Genomic DNA, 19393 nt, shown 5'->3' on the forward strand with positions numbered 1-19393 from the left:
TTGCGTCAGGTCACTTTTATCCCGCAAACGAGAATATTTTCCGTTTATATGGTTATGCGTTAGTAAATGTAGCTTATGAATCAGTGACAAGGTTTGGCGTTCGCAGGGGATTGCCGTAGAATGTCCGCCCTCATTACGAGTCACCAAGGTGGTTACACACAAACCCCGCTTCAGTCTGCTGCCTGAGGCGTCTATATGGGACAGCGCAAAAATTGAATACACAATCCCGTTCACGTTCACCGCTGGTGCAACTGGAACGAATTCGTAAAAGTTTTGATGGTAAAGACGTTATTTCCGACCTCACTCTGACCATCAATGACGGTGAGTTTCTGACGCTGCTTGGCCCCTCGGGCTGCGGCAAAACAACCGTACTGCGCCTTATCGCCGGGCTGGAAAGCGTCGATAACGGCCATATCCATCTTGAAAACCAGGACATCACCCAAGTTCCTGCCGAAGATCGCCACGTCAATACCGTCTTTCAGAGCTACGCCCTGTTCCCGCACATGACCGTGTTTGAAAACGTGGCGTTTGGCCTGCGGATGCAAAAAACGCCGGCGAATGAGATCGAACCGCGCGTCACCGACGCCCTGCGCATGGTGCAGCTTGAGACGTTTGCCCAGCGTAAACCCCATCAGCTTTCCGGCGGCCAGCAGCAGCGCGTGGCCATCGCCCGCGCCGTGGTCAACAAGCCTCGCCTGCTCCTGCTGGATGAATCCCTCTCCGCGTTGGATTACAAGCTGCGCAAGCAGATGCAGAACGAGCTTAAAGCACTGCAGCGCAAGCTCGGCATTACCTTTGTCTTCGTCACCCACGATCAGGAAGAGGCCCTGACCATGTCCGACCGCATCGTGGTGATGCGCGACGGCAAAATCGAGCAGGACGGCACGCCGCGCGAAATCTACGAAGAGCCGAAGAATCTGTTTGTCGCCAGCTTCATTGGCGAGATCAATATCTTCGACGCTACGGTGATTGAGCGTCTGGACGACCAGCGAGTGCGCGCCAGCGTCGAAGGACGCGAGTGTAATATCACGGTGAATTTCCCCGTCGAAAAGGGACAAAAGCTCAACGTTCTGCTGCGCCCGGAAGATCTGCGCGTCGATGAAATTCACGGCAATATCGAGGCCGAAGGGTTAATCGGCTATATCCGCGAGCGCAACTACAAAGGGATGACGCTGGAGTCCGTCGTCGAGCTGGAGAACGGCAAGATGGTGATGGTCAGCGAGTTCTTTAACGAAGACGATCCTGACTTCGACCACTCTCTCGACCAGAAAATGGTTATCAACTGGGTAGAAAGCTGGGAGGTTGTGCTGGCTGATGAAGAACACAAGTAAATTCCAGAATGTGGTGATTGCCACGATCGTCGGTTGGCTTGTGCTGTTTGTCTTTTTGCCCAACCTGATGATCGTTGCCACCAGCTTTCTGACCCGCGACGACGCTAGCTTCGTTTCGCTGGTCTTTACGCTGGACAACTACGCGCGCCTGCTCGATCCGCTCTATTTTGACGTGCTGCTGCACTCGCTCAACATGGCGCTGATTGCCACCCTTGCCTGTCTGGTGCTGGGGTATCCTTTCGCATGGTTCCTCGCGGGCCTGCCGCAAAAGGTGCGACCCCTGCTGCTGTTTTTACTGATTGTTCCCTTCTGGACCAACTCGTTAATCCGCATCTACGGGCTGAAAATCTTCCTTAGCACTAAAGGCTATCTCAACGAGTTTCTGCTGTGGCTGGGGGTGATTGATACGCCGATCCGCATCATGTTTACCCCGAGCGCGGTGATTGTCGGCCTGGTCTATATCCTGCTGCCGTTTATGGTGATGCCGCTCTACTCCAGCATCGAGAAGCTGGATAAACCGCTGCTGGAGGCGGCAAAAGATCTGGGAGCTAACAAGCTGCAGACCTTCATCCGCATTATTATCCCGCTGACCATGCCCGGCATTATCGCGGGCTGTCTGCTGGTAATGCTCCCGGCGATGGGCTTGTTCTACGTGTCGGATCTGATGGGCGGCGCGAAAAACCTGCTGATCGGTAACGTGATCAAGAGCCAGTTCCTGAACATCCGCGACTGGCCGTTCGGCTCCGCGACCAGCATTACGCTGACGGTGATCATGGGCCTGATGCTGCTGGTCTACTGGCGCGCCTCACGCTTGCTGAATAAAAAGGTGGAACTCGAATGATCGGTCGACTGCTTCGCGGCGGTTTTATGACCGCCATTTATGCCTATCTCTATATCCCGATCGTTATTTTGATCGTGAACTCGTTTAACAGCTCACGCTTCGGGATTAACTGGCAGGGTTTTACCACCAGCTGGTACAGCCTGCTGATGAACAACGATAGCCTCCTGCAGGCCGCTCAGCACTCGCTGACGATGGCGATCTTCTCCGCCACCTTCGCGACGCTGATTGGCTCGCTCACCGCCGTGGCGCTGTACCGCTATCGCTTTCGCGGCAAACCGTTCGTCAGCGGCATGCTGTTTGTGGTGATGATGTCGCCGGACATCGTGATGGCCATTTCGCTGCTGGTGCTGTTTATGCTGCTGGGCGTAAAGCTTGGCTTCTGGTCGCTGCTGTTCTCACATATCACCTTCTGCCTGCCGTTTGTGGTGGTGACCGTCTTCGCGCGCCTGAAAGGGTTCGACGTGCGCATGCTGGAGGCGGCGAAAGATTTGGGCGCCAGCGAGACGATCATCCTGCGCAAAATCATCCTGCCGCTGGCGATGCCCGCCGTGGCGGCCGGATGGCTACTTAGCTTCACCCTGTCGATGGATGACGTGGTCGTGTCCTCCTTCGTCACCGGTCCGAGCTATGAAATTCTGCCGTTGAAGATCTATTCAATGGTGAAAGTCGGCGTCTCACCGGAGGTGAACGCGCTGGCGACCATTCTGCTGGTGTTTTCGCTGGTTCTGGTGATCGCCAGCCAGGTTATTGCTCGTGATAAAACAAAATCTCAGGGGACAATGAAATGAAAAAAATGCTCGCCGCTGCGGCACTGGTGCTTGGCATGGGTACCGCGCACGCTGATGACAGCAAAACGCTCTACTTCTACAACTGGACCGAGTACGTGCCGCCGGGCCTGCTGGAACAGTTCACGAAGGAGACGGGCATCAAGGTTATCTACTCGACCTACGAGTCGAATGAAACCATGTACGCCAAGCTGAAAACCTACAAAGACGGCGCATACGATCTGGTCGTGCCTTCCACCTACTTTGTCGACAAAATGCGCAAAGAGGGCATGATCCAGAAGATCGACAAAACGAAGCTAACCAATTTTTCAAACCTCGATCCAGAGATGCTCAACAAGCCGTTCGACCCCAATAACGACTACTCCATTCCGTACATCTGGGGAGCAACCGCGATTGGCGTGAATAGCGATGCCGTCGATCCGAAAACAGTGACAAGCTGGGCCGACCTGTGGAAACCGGAATACAAGGGTAGCCTGCTGTTAACCGACGACGCGCGTGAGGTGTTCCAGGTCGCGCTGCGCAAGCTGGGCTACTCGGGCAACACGACGGACCCCAAAGAGATTGAAGCGGCGTATAACGAGCTGAAAAAGCTGATGCCTAACGTGGCGGCGTTCAACTCTGATAACCCGGCAAACCCGTATATGGAAGGCGAAGTGAACCTGGGGATGGTGTGGAACGGCTCCGCGTATGTCGCCCGCCAGGCCGGTACGCCGCTTGAGGTGGTCTGGCCGAAAGAAGGCGGGATCTTCTGGATGGACAGCCTTGCGATCCCCGCCAACGCGAAAAACGTTGAAGGGGCGCACAAGCTGATTAACTTCCTGCTGCGCCCGGACGTGGCGAAACAGGTTGCCGAGACGATTGGCTACCCCACGCCAAACCTCGCCGCACGCAGGCTGCTGAAGCCTGAAGTGGCTAACGATAAATCGCTCTATCCGGATGCCGAAACCATCAGCAAAGGTGAATGGCAGAACGATGTCGGTGACGCCAGCCGCCTCTACGAAGAGTATTACCAGAAATTAAAAGCGGGCCGATAAACGGTATCGCGTTCTTCCTCACGCCGTACGTGCGGCGTGAGGAGGATTAACTGACCGCATTCTCCCCTGCCCAAATTGTCGCCTTTCTCATCGCCTCAACCACATCCTCATCCGACAGACCCAGCGCCTGACGAACCCGGGTCGCCTCGTCCCACTGCTGCTGTTCATAGTATCGGCACAGGCTCACCATATCGGCTAACCGTCCCTCCTGATGGCACAGGGCATTGCTCACGCTCTGCGGGACCGCAATTTGCTTCATCAACTCGGCCATCGGCTGTTCGAGGAGGGTATCGAGCAGAGAAAACAGGCCGCACATGAATGCATTTTCAGCCAGCGTCGGTTCGTTCATCGTCTCTGCGATCAGCTCGCAGAACTTGCCGCGCATCATGCTCAGCGGGTAAAGCTCGCTGACGGTGTCATTGCCCGCACTGGCGAGGACCACGACGGCAACAAACCGTCTCAGCTGGTTTTCCCCGAGGTATCTGAGGACTTCGCTCAGGGTTAACTTGCTGAAATTACAGGCACCGATATGTTTAAATGCGGTGTGCTTCATGTAGCGCATAATCTTATAGGACAGCGTGAGATCGGTTTTAATCAACGACTCGACGATCCGAAAATCGGGTTTATTGCGTCCGACCTCCATTTGCAGCCGAAAAATTGCCAGCTGATTTTGCGATAGCCGTTTATATTTAATGACCTCCGGACGGCAGAAAAAATAGCCCTGAAACAGCGAGAATCCCTCTTCCCTGTATTGGCTGAATTCCTCTTTAGTCTCAATTTTTTCAGCGAGATATTTAATATGCCCGGTTAAATGTTTACGCTCTTTCAGATACTGTTTAATTTGCGCTAAGGTATAATTTCTGACGTCAAATTTCAGTATTGAAATATAGGGTAAAAAAGCATCCCATTCTGGAGCAAGGGTGAAATCATCAAGCGCAAACTGATAACCATCCGCACTCATCTCCCTGACGGCCTGCAACAGCTCCGCTCCCGGCACAGCATCTTCCAGGATCTCAATGACCACGCTCTCTTTATCCAGCGCTTCTCCACTGCGGTCTATGACCATCCGCGAAGGGAAATTAATAAACGACGTATGTGCCCCGGCGATGCGCTGGGACGGCACGCATAAAAACTGATCTGATATCATCCTGGAGGTGGCATATTCCGCCGACACATCCGGAAAACGGTTTGTCATCCCATCTCTGAAGAGCAGCTCATAGGCCACCGTCTTCATCTCAGGGTTAAAAATGGGTTGTCGCGCAATAAATCCGTACATATCCCATCCTCCTCTACAACTTTATATTTATTAGCATCCTCTTTCTACACGACGATAACGAGCTTTATCGAGCACTATTTTGATTGAATGCACAAAATAAAAGCATCCACACTAATTAACTGGATTTACAAATCAAAATTTAAATTAAATATCCCTGGCGCTCTACAGAAAGAAAAGAAAATATCCGATAAGGAATATGTGCCTGCCCGACATGCACGATATTACGGGAGATGAGAATGAAAGACGCCGTGGTCCAAAGAAAAAAATAAGAGTCAAGACGTTGATGCTATTGTCCATTTTCCTCACCGTAACGGTGGGCTTTACGGCAACGATCGGGTTTATGATGTGGCAGTGGATGGCCCAGCAGGAGGTTCTGGCCAAAAAGCATATCCGCCAGATTGCCGAGGTGCAAGCGTTGCAGGTCAGTAAACAGCTGGATTCTGCCCTGACTGCCGCCCGGGATATGGGCAACAGCGCCCTGGCGCTGCGCGAGGCGGGCGTAACCGATCGCCAGAGCCTGAACCAGCTGCTCATCCACTACCTTTCGGCTCACCCGCAGTTTCTCTCCATGTCGATGGCCTTTGAGCCTAACGCGTTCGACGATAAAGATGCCGTCTGGGCCGGTCAAAGCGGTGAAGATCCTGCCGGGCGCTACGCCCGCTACGTTGACCGGGACGCCACCGGCAAACCGGCATTACACCTGCTGACGGATATCGAAATGCCCGGCAGCGGCGATTATTATCTGCTGCCGAAACAACGCCATAAAGATGTGATCATCGAGCCCTATATCTATCCCTACAACGGCGTGGACGTGATGCTCACCTCGATTGCCGCCCCCATCATGCGTGACGGTCAGTTTCTGGGCTCGGTCACCTCTGACTTCTCTCTCGCCACGCTGCAGTCGACGATCGGCGCGATTAAACCGTGGAACGGCACGGGCTATGCCCTGCTCCTCTCAGCGGGTAATAACGTGGTGTCCAGCCCGGACCAGCGCGCGGCGGGCAAGCCTTACGCCGGTCAGATTGCCGGTCATGACGTCACCCGCATCAACGATCCGCTGCTGAAGGAGGACGTGTTCATCACCTGGCAGGACATCGCCGTCGGTAACAGCCAGACGCCGTGGAAACTCGCCATTATCACGCCGGTCAGCGAAGTGATGGCCGAAGCGCGCGCATTTTTACTGAAAGCCATCATCATGATGGTGTTAAGCATCGTGGCGGTTAGCCTGGTCATGGCACAGATCTTCACCCGCAAAGTTGACCGTCCGGTTGGGGGCGAACCTTCGGAGGCCGCCGGGATCGCTCTGGCCGTTGCCAGGGGAGATCTGAACAACACCATCCCGGTGCGTTCCGGAGATACCCACAGCATTTTTTATGCCCTGCACACCATGCAGATGCAGCTCAAGCGCATCGTCGACAATATCAGCGAAGCCAGCCACTCCGTACACGGCGGCACCAGCGAAATTTCGGCGGGCAACCTGGACCTCGCCTCGCGAACCGAGGAACAGGCGGCTGCGATTGTTGAAACGGCAGCCAGCATGGAAGAGATTTCGGTCACGGTGAAGAATAACGCCGACAACGCCCACAAGGCGACCACGCTGACCGATCGCGCCGCGAGCCTCGCCGGGCATGGCGAAACGCTGGTGAACGACGTGGTCGTGGTGATTGGGGAAATTGATGAGAGCGCGCGTAAGATCGGCGAGATTAACAGCATCGTCGACGGCATCGCCTTCCAGACCAATATCCTGGCGCTGAATGCTGCCGTTGAAGCGGCACGGGCTGGCGAACAGGGGCGCGGTTTCGCGGTAGTCGCTGGGGAAGTGCGCAATCTTGCCCAGCGAAGCGCTAACGCGGCAAAAGAGATCTCTCAGCTGATTGCCGAGTCCTCAGGGCGCGTCAGCAAAGGCGTTGAGCTGGTCAATGAAACCGGGGTGATGATGAAACAGGTGATTGAAGCGGTGTCGCATGTGCATCTGGTCATCAACGATATCGTTCAGGCGCTGGACGAGCAAAATCGCGGGATTAGCCAGGTCAGCACCGCCGTTAACCAGATGGACAGCACGACCCAGCAGAACGCCTCTCTGGTTCAGCAGATCTCTGCGGCGGCGCTCTCGCTGGATGAGCAGGCTAAATCGCTCGAGAAGACGCTGGCGTTCTTCCATTCATAAATAAAAAGGCACCCGCTGGACGGGTGCCTTTTCACGCGATTGCCGTTATAGCCCTTTCAGCAGCTTGTCGACAAACTCCGGGACGACCGTGCTTGCCAGACCGTAGTGTTTCTCTTCAAACTCGCTGCCCACCTGGCTTGGCTCAAGATTGAGTTCTACCGTATGCGCACCGTGCAGTCGCGCTTCGTGGACAAATCCCGCCGCCGGATAAACATGACCGGATGTGCCGATGGCGATAAACACGTCGGCCATCGCCAGCGCGCTGTAGATATCATCCATTCCCAGCGGCATTTCACCGAACCAGACCACGTGCGGACGCAGGCGCGACGGGAACTGGCAGCAGTGGCACTTATCCTCAGGCAGCACGTCCTCTTGCCAGTCCAGCACCTGACCGCTCCAGGCGCAGCGAACCTTGAGCAGCTCGCCGTGCATGTGGATGATGTTCTTGTTACCGGCCCGCTCGTGCAGGTTATCGATATTCTGCGTCACCAGCAGAAAACGATCGCCGAGCGCCTCTTCGAGCTTCGCCAGCGCCAGATGCGCCGCATTCGGCGCGACGTCAGGCTGCTGAAGCTGACGACGGCGGGCGTTGTAAAACGCCTGGACGAGATCCGGATCGCGGGCAAAGCCTTCCGGCGTGGCTACATCCTCCACGCGGTGCTCTTCCCACAGCCCGTCCGCCGCGCGGAAGGTTCGAATTCCTGACTCGGCGGAGATCCCCGCCCCGGTCAGCACCACCACTCTGGGTTTATCCATCGCTTCTGGCATTATTCTGTCTCTGAAAAAAATCCGCTGGCGCAAGCGCTCACGCAAGCGGCGTTTGTTTTTGCGAAAACGGCTGAGTCGACCCTGGCGACGCGACAGCATAGAAACCTCGTAAACTAATCGGTGAGATGAAGGAATGCGGCTCCGCGCATGCCTCCTGCGTCCCCGTGTCGCGCGCGTTCAATACGCGGCACACGGGCAACCGGCAATAAATGTCGGGGCAAACGCCCGGACAACCGTTCCGTAATCGCGGTAAAGTTTGACAGCCCTCCCCCGATCACCAGCAGATCCGGGTCGACGATGGTGAGAATATTTCCCAGACACACCGCCAGCAGATCCAGATAACGCTCGACGTGCTCGCACGCCTGCGCATCCCCTTGCTCCCACAGGGTAATGATTTGAGGGGCCTCAAGTTTCTGATGATAGAAGTGTTCGTAAAGCCATGCAAACCCGCGACCGGAGAGGGTGTTCTCAATACAGCCGTGCTGGCCGCAGCCGCAGCGGGTCAGCGGGAAATCGCGCCCCACGACTTCCAAGGCATCCACCGGGAGACGGATATGACCAAACTCGCCGGTGATGTAGCTGCGCCCGGTGATTGGCTTCCCGTTGATCACAATTCCCCCGCCGACGCCGGTGCCGAGGATCAGCCCCATCACCAGCGGATACTGACGGAACTCATCGTCCCAGGCTTCGGAGAGCGCAAAGCAGTTAGCATCATTGTCTAAACGCACGTCGCGTTCAAGGAGGGCAGAGAGATCGGCGCGGAGCGGTTTACCGCTGGCGGCAGGCACGTTGGCGGCATACAGCGTGCCGTCGTCGGTTTCGGGCATACCCGGAATGCCGATGCCGACGCTGCCTTTCACGCCAAAGCGTTCATCGGCCTGAGCCACCAGCGCGGCAATCGCGGTTAAAAATTCGTCGTAGCTTTCGCGCGGCGTGGGAACGCGGGTTTCCCACTGTAGCCTGAGGTCTTTATCAAACACGCCGAGCGCAATCTTGGTGCCGCCAATATCAAATCCGTAATACATAACGCATTCCTCTTTTAACCTGGCGGCCCGAAAGCCGCTAGATCATGACGTAATTACTGGCCACTTAATACCCTCGCCGGATCAATTCGGCTTGCGCGACGCGCCGGATACCAGCTTGCCAGCAGACTCAGTAAAAGTGCTGTAACCAGCACATAAAAAACGTCCAGCCAGTGCAGTTCCGACGGCAGGAAGTCAATAAAGTAGATATCACCCGACAGGAACTGGTGACCAATAAGCTTTTCGATCCCGTTGATAATCGGCGTCAGCTGCAGGGAAACCACCACGCCAATCACCACGCCGCACAGGCTACCGAACAGCCCCGCCAGCAAACCGTACCAGACGAAGATGGCGCGAATAAGACCGTCTTTCGCCCCCAGCGTACGCAGCACGGCGATGTCGCCGCTCTTGTCCTTGACCGCCATCACCAGCGTCGAGACGATATTAAAGCACGCGACACCAATCACCAGCACCATCGCCAGATACATGATGGCGCGGATCATCTGGATATCACGGTACATATAGCCGTAAGTGCCGATCCAGCTTTTGATGTAGACATAGTTATTGGTCACGCTGCCCGCGTCGCGAACCAGTTTGTTGGCGTTAAAGACGTCGTTCACCTTAATGGCAATGCCCGTCACGCTGTCGGCCATGTCGAGATACTGGCGCGCATCCTCCATCGGCACCATCGCAAAGCTATGGTCAAGCTGACCGCTCAGCTGAAGAATACCGGTGACGTGCAGGCGCACGCGCTTAGGCTGCTGCAGTTTGTGGTCGGCGCTGGCGTTCGGGATCATGATCGACACCCAGTCGCCCTGCTTCACCTTCAGGGCATCGGCCACGCCTTTACCCATGATGATCTGCTGCTCGCCGGCCTTAAAGTTGGCCCACGCGCCGTTCTGCACATAGTTTGGCAGCGCGCTGAGACGCGCTTCCTGGGCGGGGTTAACCCCCTTTACCTGAATGGCGCGCAGGTTTACCCCGCTCTCCACCAGCCCGGTAAAGTTAATGTAGGGCGCGGCCGCGGCAATGCCCGGCACCTTTTCGACTTTGGCGAGCGCATCGCTCCAGTTCGTCCACGGCTGGTTAACCGGCTCGATCTCCCCGTGCGGCACTACCGCCAGAATGCGGTTATTCAGCTCGCGCTCAAAGCCGTTCATGGCGCTCAAGCCGACAATCAGCACCGCCACACCGAGCGCAATACCGATGGTCGAGATGACGGAGATCAGCGACACCATGCCGCCGCGACGGCGGCCGCGGCTAAAACGTAAACCGATGAGTAACGATAACGGTGACGCCATTACTCTGCTCCCATCAGGGTCAGTTCCGCGTTCAGATGGCCGTCGCGCATCTCAAGCTGACGCCCCATGCGTTTTGCCAGCTGCAGATCGTGGGTTACGACCAGAAACGCGGTGCCCTGCGAGGCGTTCAGCTCGCCCAGAAGCTGGAAAATACTGTCCGCATTGCGGGCATCCAGGTTACCGGTAGGCTCATCCGCCAGCACCAGACGCGGGTTGTTGACCAGCGCGCGGGCAATCGCCACGCGCTGGCGCTCGCCGCCGGAAAGCTCAGAGGGACGATGGTTACCGCGATGGCCCAGCCCTACCGCTTTCAGCATGTCGCTGGCGCGGGCGTTAATTTCTGCCGGTTTCTTTTTGCCAATCAGCAGCGGCATCGCCACGTTTTCCAGCGCCGTGAAATCCGGCAGCAGGTGGTGGAACTGGTAGATAAAGCCCAGCTCGCGGTTGCGCAGCTCGGCCTTCGCCGCGGAGGACATTTTGCTCATCGGCTGGCCGGAGAAAATCACGTCGCCCTCGGTTGGCGTATCCAGCCCGCCCAGCAGGTGCAGCAGCGTACTTTTGCCCGAGCCGGAGCTGCCAACAATCGCCATCATCTCGCCTTCGCCCACGTTGAAGCTCACATTGTGCAGCACGTCGGTTTGCACAGTGCCTTCCTGATAGCGTTTGGACAGGTTGTCGCATTGCAACAGGATCTTATTCATAACGTAAAGCCTCAGCGGGTTGAGTGGCGGCAGCGCGCCAGGAAGGATAAAGCGTAGAAAGCAGCGCAATGGCCATCGCGGCCAGCGCAATACCGACCACCTGCAGCGGCTCGATAGCCACCGGCAGCGCCGCGCCGTCGAGCAGCGCGCCGATGATCGGCATTAAGTTATTAAGCTGGCTGGCAAGCAAGGCCCCCAGTACGGCGCCGAGCAGCGCGCCGATGATGCCTGCGCTGGCCCCCTGCACCATAAACACCGCCATGATCTGGCGCGGCGTGAGCCCCTGGGTTTGCAGAATGGCGACTTCGCCCTGCTTCTCCATCACCATCAGGCCCAGCGAGGTAATGATGTTAAATGCAGCCACGGCCACGATCAGGCTCAGCAGCAGCCCCATCATATTTTTTTCCATCCGCACGGCCTGGAACAGTTCGCCTTTACGCTCGCGCCAGTCCTGCCATTTGGTGCCGTCCGGCAGTTTTTGCTGGCTGAGGGTATCGACCTTCAGCGGCGCGTCGAGCCACAGGCGCCAGCCGGTGATATTCCCTGCCGGGTAGCGCATCAGGCGTGAAGCGTCCTGAATGTTAACCAGCATCTGGTAACCATCGACTTCGCTGTTGGCTGCAAAGGTACCAATCACGTTGAACAGGCGCTGGCTTGGCAGGCGCCCCATCGGCGTAAACTGGCTGGCAGAAGGTACCATCACGCGCAGCTGGTCACCGCGGTTGACGCCAAGCTGTCCGGCAAGCTGTTCACCCAGAATCACGTTGTATTTCCCGGCTTCCAGATCGGTCTGCTTCACGTTAACCAGATACGGCGTCAGCGGATCGTTTTGCGCCGGGTCGATACCCAGCATCACGCCGACCGCCACGCTGCGGGCGCTTTGCAGCACCACGTCGCCGGTCGTCAACGGCGCGACGCGCGTGACGCCCTGTAACTTCGCCGCGCTTTCCGGCAGCTGTTGCGGGTTAACCGAACCGTTGGATGATGAGAGAACGGCCTGCGGCATCAGCCCCAGGATGTTGTTTTGCAGCTCGCGTTCGAAGCCATTCATGACGGAAAGCACCGTCACCAGTGCCATCACGCCAAGCGTAATGCCAATAGTCGAAAGCCAGGAGACAAAGCGACCGAAGCGGTCCGCGGCGCGCCCACGCATGTAACGTAAGCCTATGAAGAGTGCGACAGGTTGATACATGAAATCCGTCTGTTTGCTGATAGCAGACCCACGAGTATATAAGCGAATCCTTTAAGCGTAAATGACTGAAACAGTAAGCTTTGGTAATCATTCTTCCGAAAAATTCAGATAAATCAGAGTGCTATTGTCTGAATACTCACCTCGCAACCTCCACCTTTTCCGAAAAACCACCGGATACAGACTGTTACCCATTACATCCCGGCTTCGTTTTACAACAATTGCTCGTTCGTTTATGGCAATAAGGTAGTGGCGAATAATGAAGCAAAAAGCATTATGGATTAACCAGATAAAAGGGCTGTGTATCTGCCTGGTGGTTATCTATCATTCGGTTATCACGTTTTATCCGCATCTGATCGGGCTACAACACCCGCTCTCCGGCCTTCTCGCCAAATGCTGGGTCTATTTTAACCTCTATCTCGCACCGTTTCGTATGCCGGTCTTCTTCTTTATCTCCGGCTATCTGATCCGTCGTTATATTGACGAAGTGGACTGGCGAACCAGTCTCGACAAGCGGATCTGGAGCATTGTCTGGGTCCTGGCGCTGTGGGGCGTCCTGCAATGGCAGGCGTTGACCCACCTGAACGCCTGGCTGGCGCCCGAGCGTGAGCTTGCCACCGCGTCGAACGCGGCCTACGCCGACTCGTTCTCAGGCTTTGTGCTGGGGATGATCACCGCCAGCACCAGCCTGTGGTATCTGTATGCCCTGGTGGTCTACTTCACGCTGTGTAAACTGCTGAGCCGCTGGAAGCTGCCGGTTCTGGGACTGCTGGCGCTGGCGAGCATCGCGATTAACTTCATGCCGCTGCCGTGGTGGGGGATGAACAGCGTGGTCCGCAACATGATCTACTACAGCCTCGGGGCGTGGTATGGCGCAGCGCTGATGGCGTGGATGAAAAGCGTCAACCTGCGCCGCATCTGGCTGGCAACCGGGGCTTTCGCCGCCGTCTCCGTGGTGCTGTGGTTTGCTAACGTTCCGCTGCTGCTCTCATTGCTGTCGATTGTGCTGATCATGAAGCTATTCTACAGCCTTGAGCAGCGCTACGCCGTTAACCCGAACAATCTGCTGAATGTGATTGGCTCCAATACCATTGCGATTTATACCACCCACCGCATCCTGATTGAGGCCTTTAGCCTGTTCCTGATTGGCGAAATGAATGCCGCCTCTTGGCCGGTCTGGGCAGAGCTCACCCTGATGCTGGTCTACCCGTTTGCCAGCCTGCTTATCTGTACCCTTGCCGGGCTCGGAGTGCGTAAAATCTCCACCGCGCTTTTTGGAGACGTTTTCTTCTCTCCTCCGTCTACGCTGCCCCTGTCACCTTCAACGCGTTAATGCCCTCTCCGCCCCCGTTTCGGGGGCGTTTAGCCCCGCCGTGCGGTTACGATTTGCTTATGTAAAACGATCGAGGATAATAAAGACATTGCGTATCAGTGATATGCCCCAATACTGTTGGTATATCCATAAGAGACTCTGACATAGCCATGCTTGAACACTATCGTTATTCCTTGCCTGTCAAAGCGGGCGACCAGCGCCAGCTGGGTGAACTCACGGGCGCGGCGTGCGCCACGCTGGTGGCGGAAATCGCCGAGCGTCACCCAGGCCCGGTGATTCTGGTTGCCCCGGATATGCAAAACGCCCTGCGCCTGCACGACGAAATTCGCCAGTTCACCGATAGCCTGGTATTCAGCCTGGCCGACTGGGAGACGCTGCCGTATGACAGCTTCTCTCCGCATCAGGAGATCATCTCCTCGCGCCTGTCGACGCTCTATCAGCTGCCGACCATGCAGCGCGGCGTGCTGATTGTGCCGGTGAACACCCTGATGCAGCGCGTCTGTCCGCACAGCTATCTGCACGGTCACGCGCTGGTGATGAAAAAAGGCCAGCGCCTCTCCCGTGATGCCCTGCGCGCGCAGCTTGACGGTGCCGGCTATCGCCACGTCGACCAGGTGATGGAGCACGGGGAATACGCGACCCGCGGCGCGCTGCTTGACCTTTACCCGATGGGCAGCGACCAGCCGTATCGTCTGGATTTCTTTGATGATGAAATCGACAGCCTGCGCGTATTCGACGCCGACACGCAGCGCACGCTGGAGGAAGTCGAGTCGATCAATTTACTGCCCGCGCATGAGTTCCCCACGGACAAAACCGCTATCGAGCTGTTCCGCAGCCAGTGGCGCGATAAGTTCGAGGTGAAGCGCGACGCGGAACATATTTATCAGCAGGTCAGTAAAGGCACGCTTCCAGCCGGGATCGAATACTGGCAGCCGCTGTTCTTCAACGAGCCGCTGCCTGCCCTGTTCAGCTACTTCCCGGCGAACACGCTGATTGTCAACACCGGGGATATCGACGCCAGCGCCAGCCGCTTTGAAAGCGAAACCCGCGCCCGTTTTGAAAACCGTGGCGTTGACCCAATGCGTCCGCTGCTGCCGCCGGAAGCGCTGTGGCTGCGCACCGACGAGCTCAACGCCGAGCTGAAGCGCTGGCCGCGCATGCAGCTGAAAACCGATTCGCTTGCCGACAAGGCCGCCAATACCAACCTCGCCTTCCGGACGCTGCCGGACCTGGCCGTTCAGGCGCAGCAGAAATCCCCGCTGGATAATCTGCGCAAGTTCCTGGAGTCCTTCACCGGCCCGGTGGTGTTCTCCGTTGAGAGTGAAGGCCGCCGCGAAGCGTTAGGTGAACTGCTGGGACGCATCAAGGTGGCGCCGAAGCGCATCCTGCGTTTGAGCGAAGCGACCGGAAACGGTCGTTATCTGATGATTGGCGCCGCCGAGCACGGATTCATCGACACGCTCAACAACCTGGCGCTGATTTGCGAAAGCGACCTGCTGGGCGAGCGCGTCGCGCGCCGCCGTCAGGACAGCCGTCGGACCATCAACCCGGACACGCTGATCCGTAACCTGGCCGAGCTGCACCCGGGCCAGCCGATTGTTCACCTGGAACACGGCGTTGGGCGCTATCAGGGGATGACCACGCTGGAAGCGGGCGGCATCAAAGGTGAATACCTGATGCTCACCTACGCCAACGACGCCAAACTGTATGTCCCGGTCTCCTCCCTGCATCTGATCAGCCGCTACGCGGGCGGCGCCGAAGAGAATGCGCCGCTGCACAAGCTGGGCGGCGATGCCTGGGCGCGCGCGCGCCAGAAGGCGGCGGAAAAAGTGCGCGACGTGGCGGCCGAGCTGCTGGATATCTACGCCCAGCGCGCGGCCAAACAGGGCTTCGCCTTTAAGCACGATAAAGAACAGTACCAGCTGTTCTGCGACAGCTTCCCGTTTGAAACCACGCCGGATCAGGCCCAGGCCATCAACGCCGTGCTGAGCGACATGTGCCAGCCGCTGGCCATGGACCGCTTAGTCTGCGGCGACGTCGGCTTCGGCAAAACCGAAGTGGCGATGCGCGCCGCCTTCCTTGCGGTGGAAAACAACAAGCAGGTGGCGGTGCTGGTGCCGACCACCCTGCTCGCTCAGCAGCACTTCGATAACTTCCGCGACCGTTTCGCCAACTGGCCGGTACGTATCGAGATGCTCTCGCGTTTTCGCAGCACTAAAGAGCAGACGCAGATCCTGGAGCAGGCCAGCGAAGGCAAAATCGATATTCTGATCGGCACCCACAAGCTGCTGCAAAGCGACGTGAAGTGGAAAGATCTGGGGCTGCTGATCGTCGACGAAGAGCACCGCTTCGGGGTGCGTCATAAAGAGCGAATCAAAGCGATGCGCGCCGACGTCGATATCCTCACCCTGACCGCAACGCCAATCCCGCGAACCCTCAACATGGCGATGAGCGGCATGCGCGATCTGTCGATTATTGCCACGCCGCCGGCGCGCCGTCTGGCGGTGAAAACCTTTGTTCGCGAGTACGATAATCTGGTGGTGCGGGAGGCCATTCTGCGTGAAGTGCTGCGCGGAGGTCAGGTCTACTACCTCTACAATGACGTGGAAAACATCCAGAAAGCCGCGGACAGGCTGGCGGAGCTGGTGCCGGAAGCGCGCATAGCTATCGGTCACGGGCAGATGCGCGAGCGCGAGCTGGAACGGGTAATGAACGACTTCCACCACCAGCGCTTTAACGTGCTGGTGTGCACCACCATCATTGAGACCGGGATCGACATTCCGACGGCGAACACCATCATCATTGAGCGTGCGGATCACTTTGGCCTGGCGCAGCTTCACCAGCTGCGCGGCCGCGTCGGGCGTTCGCACCATCAGGCCTACGCCTGGCTGCTGACGCCGCATCCGAAAGCGATGACCACCGACGCGCAAAAGCGTCTGGAAGCCATCGCCTCGCTGGAAGACCTGGGCGCTGGCTTTGCGCTGGCGACGCACGATCTCGAGATCCGCGGTGCCGGCGAGCTGCTGGGTGAAGACCAGAGCGGCTCCATGGAGACCATCGGCTTCTCGCTCTATATGGAGCTGCTGGAAAACGCGGTTGATGCCCTGAAGGCCGGACGCGAGCCGTCGCTGGAAGATCTCACCAGCCAGCAGACCGAGGTCGAGCTGCGTATGCCTTCCCTGCTGCCGGACGATTTTATTCCGGACGTGAATACCCGACTGTCGTTCTACAAGCGCATCGCCAGCGCGAAGAAGGAGAACGAGCTGGAAGAGATCAAGGTGGAGCTGATTGACCGCTTTGGTCTGCTGCCCGATCCGGCGAGAAATTTGCTGGATATCGCGAGGCTGCGCCAGCAGGCGCAAAAGTTGGGGATCCGCAAGCTTGAAGGCAATGAAAAAGGCGGCGTGATTGAATTCGCCGAGAAGAATCACGTCAACCCGATGTGGCTAATCGGCCTGCTGCAAAAACAGCCGCAGCATTTCCGTCTGGATGGTCCAACCCGTCTGAAATTTACCCAGGAGCTGACGGAGCGCAAAACCCGTATGGACTGGGTGCGTAACTTTATGCGTCAGCTGGAAGAGAACGCGATCGCATAACTTGCCTTTCCCCTGTTAGCTGAGGAGTTTCATGTAGTTTATTAACCGGAAGCGATGAAAGTTGCTTCCGGGAATGAACAGCTTACAGCGCCCCCCTGGTCCGGCTGTAAATCGCTGAGGCGTTTCCTTGCAGGCCGGGGCGAGGCGCAGGGATGCGCCGAGGGGGCGGGCTTTACATGGACGTTGCCTCCGCCCGTCCCCGATAAGCCGGAAGGAATAAGCCGAGTGCACCGCGAAGCGGCGATTTACTGCCGGGAGCCCGGGTCACCAGGGTGGTGGCGATTGAGCCCCCCTGGCACGTTCACCGGTTATGTCGTTAAAGAGTAGCAAGGAACATGAAGTGAACGGAATGACCACCAGAGCCGTATGTTCCCCCTCACCCCAACCCTCTCCCTCAAGGGTGAGGGGGTCGTCCGTTCAGGCATTATTTTATGGGGATCCCTTCCCCCTGTTAGCCCGGCGCTACGGGGGGACAATTTACAAACTCTTTGCACTTCACCCGATCTTCCCGACATACCCATTCGCCATAATTATGTTTAACGTCTTATAAAACAATAACCTTATCATTTGCATGGATTATGGTGATGATGACCTCTTCGCGTTTTACTCGCTGGATGACCCTGTTGGCGCTGGCAGCCACCGTCGCGGTGGCGCTTCCCGCCCGGGCAAACACCTGGCCCCTTCCCCCTCCCGGCAGCAAGGTGGTGGGTGAAAACCGCTTTCATGTGGTTGAAAATAATGGTGGTTCACTGGAAGCGATTGCCAAAAAATATAACGTCGGTTTTCTGGCCCTGCTGCAGGCGAACCCCGGCGTCGACCCGTATGTCCCGCGCGCGGGCAGCGTACTGACCATCCCGTTACAGACTATCCTGCCGGACGCCCCGCGCGAGGGGATGGTGATAAACCTGGCCGAACTGCGCCTGTACTATTACCCACCGGGTAAAAATGAAGTCACCGTCTACCCTATCGGTATTGGTCAGCTGGGCGGCGACACGCTGACGCCGACGATGGTCACCACCGTCTCGGATAAACGCGCGAATCCAACCTGGACCCCGACGGCCAACATTCGTGCCCGCTATAAGGCCCAGGGGATCGATCTTCCTGCCGTGGTGCCGGCTGGTCCGGATAACCCGATGGGGCACCACGCGATACGCCTCGCGGCATACGGCGGCGTCTACCTGCTGCACGGAACGAATGCGGACTTTGGCATCGGCATGCGCGTCAGCTCCGGCTGTATTCGTCTGCGCGATGACGATATCAAAACGCTGTTTAACGTCGTTACGCCGGGAACCAAAGTGAATATTATCAATACGCCGATTAAAGTTTCAGAGGAGCCCGGCGGCGTGCGGCTGGTTGAGATCCATCAGCCGTTATCGAAAAACATTGGTGACGATCCGCAGACGCTGCCCATTAACCTGAATGCCGCGATGGTAAGTTTCAAAACGAATGCGAATACCAACAGCGTGGTGATGGAACGTGCGATGGAAGCCCGGTCAGGCATGCCGACCGATGTCACCCGGCATCACGGTGTCGTCCCGCAGTCGATGTAAATCAGAAATAAAAAAACGCCCTGCTCAGCAGGGCGTTTTTTATTGCAGTGGCATAAATGAGGGTTCATGCACGGCTTATTTGTAGATGACAGCAGTGCCGTGCAGGGTGTTAGGACCGGTCACTGAGGTGATGCGGTAAGATTTTGCCCCCATCTCTTGCGCTTTTTGCGCCAGCTGATCTTCCAGGGAACCCAGGTTAGTACCTGCAGACGCAGAGATTGTCCCGACTTTATGCTGGTCAGCAGGGGTGGATTGTACCTGTACAGCAGCAAAGCTTGCGAAAGAGAGTGAACTCAGGACAGCGGCAGCGATGAGAGTTTTTACGTTTTTCATGATATTTACCTTTAGCAGATGAATTTGGAGGTCGTTAATCATTTAGTTAACGATCGATAGGTAAATCATAAATGTGATCCAGGTCACGCGTCAACATGATTTTATAACGATCGTTAACTTAATTTTAAAATTGTTATTTTTCATACATATATGATTAATTTATTTT

General features: G+C 56.9%; 15 protein-coding genes. 8 read left to right on the forward strand and 7 right to left on the reverse strand.

What is annotated here, in order from left to right:
• Positions 1-182: 182 nt before the first annotated feature.
• From potA to potD, 4 genes are read left to right on the forward strand one after another with little or no spacing between them, the layout of a single operon-like run.
• Positions 183-1331 (forward strand): spermidine/putrescine ABC transporter ATP-binding protein PotA, encoded by a 1149-nt coding sequence (potA, locus tag AC27FC_RS07030; protein ID WP_172620541.1) that lies wholly within the window; start codon positions 183-185, stop codon positions 1329-1331.
• Positions 1315-2172, forward strand: coding sequence for a spermidine/putrescine ABC transporter permease PotB (potB, locus tag AC27FC_RS07035; RefSeq protein ID WP_033145229.1), 858 nt, complete (start codon positions 1315-1317; stop codon positions 2170-2172). The genes potA and potB overlap by 17 nt, the downstream gene beginning before the upstream one ends.
• Positions 2169-2960: a spermidine/putrescine ABC transporter permease PotC gene (gene potC / locus AC27FC_RS07040; protein WP_094935725.1), complete on the forward strand. Its 792-nt coding sequence runs from the start codon at positions 2169-2171 to the stop codon at positions 2958-2960. Before potB ends, potC begins: the two co-directional genes overlap by 4 nt.
• Positions 2957-3991: a spermidine/putrescine ABC transporter substrate-binding protein PotD gene (gene potD / locus AC27FC_RS07045; RefSeq protein WP_094935724.1), complete on the forward strand. Its 1035-nt coding sequence runs from the start codon at positions 2957-2959 to the stop codon at positions 3989-3991. Before potC ends, potD begins: the two co-directional genes overlap by 4 nt.
• Before the next feature lie 46 nt (positions 3992-4037).
• Here the strand turns inward: potD and AC27FC_RS07050 are convergent, their stop codons facing one another.
• Entirely contained in the window at positions 4038-5267 is a 1230-nt protein-coding gene (locus AC27FC_RS07050) for an EAL and HDOD domain-containing protein (protein WP_094935723.1), read from the reverse strand.
• Positions 5268-5550: 283 nt separating this feature from the next.
• Between AC27FC_RS07050 and AC27FC_RS07055 the strand changes: the two genes are divergently transcribed.
• Positions 5551-7434: a methyl-accepting chemotaxis protein gene (locus AC27FC_RS07055; RefSeq protein WP_487159866.1), complete on the forward strand. Its 1884-nt coding sequence runs from the start codon at positions 5551-5553 to the stop codon at positions 7432-7434.
• A 45-nt stretch (positions 7435-7479) separates the two neighbouring features.
• Here the strand turns inward: AC27FC_RS07055 and cobB are convergent, their stop codons facing one another.
• From cobB to lolC, 5 genes are read right to left on the reverse strand one after another with little or no spacing between them, the layout of a single operon-like run.
• A complete protein-coding gene (cobB, locus tag AC27FC_RS07060) occupies positions 7480-8301 on the reverse strand; it encodes a Sir2 family NAD+-dependent deacetylase (protein ID WP_045888802.1) in 822 nt (273 codons plus the stop codon).
• A gap of 14 nt (positions 8302-8315) precedes the next feature.
• Positions 8316-9227, reverse strand: a complete 912-nt coding sequence (nagK, locus tag AC27FC_RS07065) for an N-acetylglucosamine kinase (RefSeq protein ID WP_181594838.1) — start codon at positions 9225-9227, stop codon at positions 8316-8318.
• 53 nt (positions 9228-9280) lie between these two features.
• Positions 9281-10525 (reverse strand): lipoprotein-releasing ABC transporter permease subunit LolE, encoded by a 1245-nt coding sequence (gene lolE / locus AC27FC_RS07070; protein WP_032657985.1) that lies wholly within the window; start codon positions 10523-10525, stop codon positions 9281-9283.
• Positions 10525-11226 carry a lipoprotein-releasing ABC transporter ATP-binding protein LolD gene (gene lolD, locus AC27FC_RS07075; RefSeq protein WP_094935720.1) on the reverse strand — a complete coding sequence of 234 codons (702 nt, stop codon included), beginning with the start codon at positions 11224-11226 and terminating at the stop codon, positions 10525-10527. The genes lolE and lolD overlap by 1 nt, the downstream gene beginning before the upstream one ends.
• Positions 11219-12418: a lipoprotein-releasing ABC transporter permease subunit LolC gene (lolC, locus tag AC27FC_RS07080; RefSeq protein WP_032668182.1), complete on the reverse strand. Its 1200-nt coding sequence runs from the start codon at positions 12416-12418 to the stop codon at positions 11219-11221. The genes lolD and lolC overlap by 8 nt, the downstream gene beginning before the upstream one ends.
• A 256-nt stretch (positions 12419-12674) precedes the next feature.
• Between lolC and AC27FC_RS07085 the strand changes: the two genes are divergently transcribed.
• From AC27FC_RS07085 to ldtC, 3 genes are all read left to right on the forward strand, one after another.
• Positions 12675-13748 carry an acyltransferase family protein gene (locus tag AC27FC_RS07085; protein ID WP_094935719.1) on the forward strand — a complete coding sequence of 358 codons (1074 nt, stop codon included), beginning with the start codon at positions 12675-12677 and terminating at the stop codon, positions 13746-13748.
• Positions 13749-13897: 149 nt separating this feature from the next.
• Positions 13898-17344 (forward strand): transcription-repair coupling factor, encoded by a 3447-nt coding sequence (gene mfd / locus AC27FC_RS07090; protein WP_094935718.1) that lies wholly within the window; start codon positions 13898-13900, stop codon positions 17342-17344.
• A gap of 584 nt (positions 17345-17928) precedes the next feature.
• The gene (ldtC, locus tag AC27FC_RS07095; protein ID WP_196354587.1) at positions 17929-18894 is read left to right on the forward strand and encodes a L,D-transpeptidase LdtC; all 966 of its coding nucleotides are present in this window, start codon (positions 17929-17931) and stop codon (positions 18892-18894) included.
• 75 nt (positions 18895-18969) lie between these two features.
• On the opposite strand, the gene bhsA is transcribed toward ldtC, so the two are convergent.
• The gene (gene bhsA / locus AC27FC_RS07100) at positions 18970-19227 is read right to left on the reverse strand and encodes a multiple stress resistance protein BhsA (protein ID WP_023616599.1); all 258 of its coding nucleotides are present in this window, start codon (positions 19225-19227) and stop codon (positions 18970-18972) included.
• Between the last annotated feature and the right edge of the window lie 166 nt (positions 19228-19393).

This window comes from Enterobacter sp. C3_dUdeg, assembly GCF_057536195.1.

Coding starts and splice junctions, on each gene's coding strand:
- potB (WP_033145229.1), top strand. CDS start 1,315: ATGAAGAACACAAGTAAATTCCAGAATGTGGTGATTGCCACGATCGTC.
- potC (WP_094935725.1), top strand. CDS start 2,169: ATGATCGGTCGACTGCTTCGCGGCGGTTTTATGACCGCCATTTATGCC.
- potD (WP_094935724.1), top strand. CDS start 2,957: ATGAAAAAAATGCTCGCCGCTGCGGCACTGGTGCTTGGCATGGGTACC.
- AC27FC_RS07050 (WP_094935723.1), bottom strand. CDS start 5,267: ATGTACGGATTTATTGCGCGACAACCCATTTTTAACCCTGAGATGAAG.
- AC27FC_RS07055 (WP_487159866.1), top strand. CDS start 5,551: ATGCTATTGTCCATTTTCCTCACCGTAACGGTGGGCTTTACGGCAACG.
- cobB (WP_045888802.1), bottom strand. CDS start 8,301: ATGCTGTCGCGTCGCCAGGGTCGACTCAGCCGTTTTCGCAAAAACAAA.
- nagK (WP_181594838.1), bottom strand. CDS start 9,227: ATGTATTACGGATTTGATATTGGCGGCACCAAGATTGCGCTCGGCGTG.
- lolE (WP_032657985.1), bottom strand. CDS start 10,525: ATGGCGTCACCGTTATCGTTACTCATCGGTTTACGTTTTAGCCGCGGC.
- lolD (WP_094935720.1), bottom strand. CDS start 11,226: ATGAATAAGATCCTGTTGCAATGCGACAACCTGTCCAAACGCTATCAG.
- lolC (WP_032668182.1), bottom strand. CDS start 12,418: ATGTATCAACCTGTCGCACTCTTCATAGGCTTACGTTACATGCGTGGG.
- AC27FC_RS07085 (WP_094935719.1), top strand. CDS start 12,675: ATGAAGCAAAAAGCATTATGGATTAACCAGATAAAAGGGCTGTGTATC.
- mfd (WP_094935718.1), top strand. CDS start 13,898: ATGCTTGAACACTATCGTTATTCCTTGCCTGTCAAAGCGGGCGACCAG.
- ldtC (WP_196354587.1), top strand. CDS start 17,929: ATGATGACCTCTTCGCGTTTTACTCGCTGGATGACCCTGTTGGCGCTG.
- bhsA (WP_023616599.1), bottom strand. CDS start 19,227: ATGAAAAACGTAAAAACTCTCATCGCTGCCGCTGTCCTGAGTTCACTC.